Genomic DNA, 3,094 nt, shown 5'->3' on the forward strand with positions numbered 1-3,094 from the left:
GTTAGCCAGCGACCCGCCAATCGTCCCCCGCTCCCGAACCTGCCGGTCGCCAATATGACCAGCAAGATCCGCAAGCCCCGGCAACGCGCGCTGCACATCGGCATTCGCGGCAACCTGCGCATGGCACACCGCGCCGCCAATCGTCACCTTGTCGCCAGTGACGGTAATGTCCTTCATCGAGCCAATACGCGTCACATCCACCAGCGCCGATGGCTGCGCAAGACGCAACCGCATCGTCGGCAACAAGCTCTGCCCGCCCGATAGATATTTGGCATCCTCGTCCTGCTTGAGAAACGCCACCGCTGCATCGGACTTGTCCGGCCGTTGATAATCGAATGAGTACATGTCGAAGTCCTCTTAAGCGGGAGTCGAAGCGCCGCGAGCGGCGGACGCATCAGCGGCAGCGTGGATGGCCGCCCATACGCGATGCGGCGTCGCAGGCATCTGCAGATCCGTCACACCAAGCGGCGAAAGCGCATCGATGATCGCGTTGATCACGGCCGGCGGCGATCCGATCGCGCCAGCCTCACCGCAGCCCTTCACGCCCAACGGGTTATGCACGCACGGCGTGCCCTTCGATGTCTCCACAGTGAAATTCGGCAGGTCGGAGGCATGCGGCATCGCGTAATCCATGAACGAGCCGGACATCAACTGGCCACTCTCGTTGTCGTACACGGCGCGCTCGAGCATCGCCTGACCAATGCCCTGCCCTATCCCGCCATGAACCTGACCCTCCACGATCATCGGATTGATGATGTTGCCGAAATCATCGACGGCCGTGAATTTCTGAATCCACGTTTCGCCAGTGTCGGGATCGACTTCCAGCTCGCACAAATACGCGCCCGATGGATACGTGAAGTTGCTCGGATCGTAGAACGCGTTTTCGTTGAGGCCCGGTTCGAGCTTGTCGAGCGGGAAGTTGTGCGGCACGTAAGCCGCCAGCGATACCTCCGCGAACGCCTTCGTCCGGTCGGTACCCACCACGCGGAAAATGCCGTCCTTAAACTCGATATCTTCCGCCGATGCTTCCAGCAAATGCGCCGCGATTTTCTTGGCCTTGTCCTCGATCTTGTCGAGCGCCTTCATGATCGCCGAGCCGCCCACCGCGATGGATCGTGAGCCGTATGTGCCCATGCCGAATGGAATCCGGCCGGTATCGCCGTGAACGATCTCGATGTTATCCATCGATACCCCCAGCCGGTCCGCCACCACTTGCGCGAAGGTGGTTTCGTGCCCTTGACCGTGGCTGTGCGAGCCGGTGAACACGGTGACCGAACCCGTTGGATGCACACGGATTTCGCCGGCTTCGAACAAACCCGCCCGCGCGCCCAACGCGCCCGCCAGATTCGATGGCGCCAACCCGCACGCCTCGATATAGCAGGAGTATCCAAGCCCGCGCAGCTTGCCGTTTTTCTTCGATTCCTCGCGCCGGGAAGGAAACCCTTTCACATCGGCGAGTTCCATCGCGCGGTCGAGCAGGGCCGAGTAATCGCCGGAGTCGTAGGTCAGGCCGACCGGCGTGGTGTACGGCCACGACCGGATGAAGTTGCGTCGCCTCAATTCAGCCGGATCGATGTTCATTTCACGCGCCGCCGTCTCCACGATGCGCTCGATCACATAGGTCGCTTCGGGACGTCCAGCGCCGCGATAAGCATCGACGGGAACCGTGTTCGTGAAGACCGCCTTCACCTCGGCGTAGATCGCGGGCGTGGCGTACTGGCCGGCGAGTAGCGTCGCGTACAGGATGGTGGGAATCGCGGACGCGAACGTCGATAGATACGCGCCCATGTTCGCCGTCGTGTGAACGCGAAGGCCGAGGAACTTGCCGTCAGCGTCCATCGCCAATTCGGCTTTGGTGACGTGATCGCGGCCGTGGGCATCGGAGAGAAAAGCTTCCGAGCGCTCGCACGTCCACTTGATCGGCCGCCGGACTTTCTTCGATGCCCACGTCAACGCCACATCTTCCGCATACAGATAAATCTTCGAGCCGAAACCGCCGCCCACATCGGGCGCAATGATCCTCAGTTTCGATTCAGGCAAAGACAACACAAACGCCGCCATCAACAAACGCTCGACGTGAGGATTCTGGTTCGCGACGTAGACCGTGTAGCTGTCGTCGGACTTGGAATAACTCGCGTTCACGGCGCGCGGTTCGATCGCGTTCGGCACCAAGCGCTGATTCACGATATCCAGCGTGGTCACGTGAGCGGCTTTCGCGAAGGCGGCGTCGGTGGCGGCTTTATCGCCGTGGCCCCACGTGTAGCAGAGGTTGTTCGGCGCTTCATCGTGGACTTGCGGCTGGCCCGGATCGGCTGCGGTGGCGGTATCGACGACAGCCGGCAGCACGTCGTAGTCCACCTCGATCAATTCGATCGCATCCTTCGCTTCCTTCACCGATTCCGCGACGATCAACGCCACCTGATCGCCCACATGGCGCACTTTCGTATGTGCAATCACGGGATGGGGCGGTTCGTTCATCGGCTTTCCGTCGATGTTGTGGATCAGCCAGCCGCACGGCAATCCGCCGACGCTCTCGCCGGCCATGTCGGCGCCAGTGAAGATCGCGACGACGCCGGGTGCTTCTTTGGCGGCCGTGATGTCGATGCTGCGGATCGTTGCGTGTGCGTACGGCGAGCGCAGGAAGACGCCATAGGTTTGGCGCGGGAGGACGACGTCGTCGGTGTACTGGCCGTTGCCCGTCAGGAAGCGATAGTCTTCCTTGCGTTTGACGGCAGCGCCGATCAGGCGGTGGGTATCGGGTGTTTCAGGGGCGTTCATCGCGGACTCCTGTTCAGGCGCGAATCTTCATCGGAAAGGTGAGTGCGGCTTCGGTGAGGCTTTGCTGGAAGCGCGGGCGGCAGCTCAGGGCGCGGCCCTTAGGGCGCGGCCCTTAGGGCGAGGCCTTCATGGCTTGCGCGCCCTGCACTATCGCTTTCACGATGTTGTGATACCCCGTACATCGGCAGAGATTGCCGTCGAGTTGTTCGCGGACATCGGCTTCGGTGAGATCGGGTTTTTGCGCGGCGAGGGAGGTCGCGCTCATCACCATGCCGGGCGTACAGAAGCCGCATTGGAGGCCGTGGCACTCCTTGAA

At 61.8% G+C, this 3,094-nt stretch carries 3 protein-coding genes; all 3 read right to left on the bottom strand.

The annotated features are described in order from the left end of the window. Positions 1 to 345: FAD binding domain-containing protein (locus tag JWR14_RS29350; RefSeq protein WP_299716165.1), on the bottom strand; the 345-nt coding region annotated here is incomplete at its 3' end. 12 nt (positions 346 to 357) lie between these two features. Further along, entirely contained in the window at positions 358 to 2,778 is a 2,421-nt protein-coding gene (locus JWR14_RS29355; RefSeq protein ID WP_299716168.1) for a xanthine dehydrogenase family protein molybdopterin-binding subunit, read from the bottom strand. A 112-nt stretch (positions 2,779 to 2,890) separates the two neighbouring features. After that, on the bottom strand, positions 2,891 to 3,094 hold a 204-nt coding region (locus tag JWR14_RS29360), incomplete at its 5' end, for a 2Fe-2S iron-sulfur cluster-binding protein (RefSeq protein WP_299716172.1).

It is taken from the genome of Caballeronia sp., from assembly GCF_028292365.1.
Taxonomy (GTDB): Bacteria; Pseudomonadota; Gammaproteobacteria; order Burkholderiales; family Burkholderiaceae; genus Caballeronia.

Bases quoted from the DNA above. Each gene is read 5' to 3' on its own strand.
- JWR14_RS29355 (WP_299716168.1), bottom strand. From the start codon at position 2,778: ATGAACGCCCCTGAAACACCCGATACCCACCGCCTGATCGGCGCTGCC.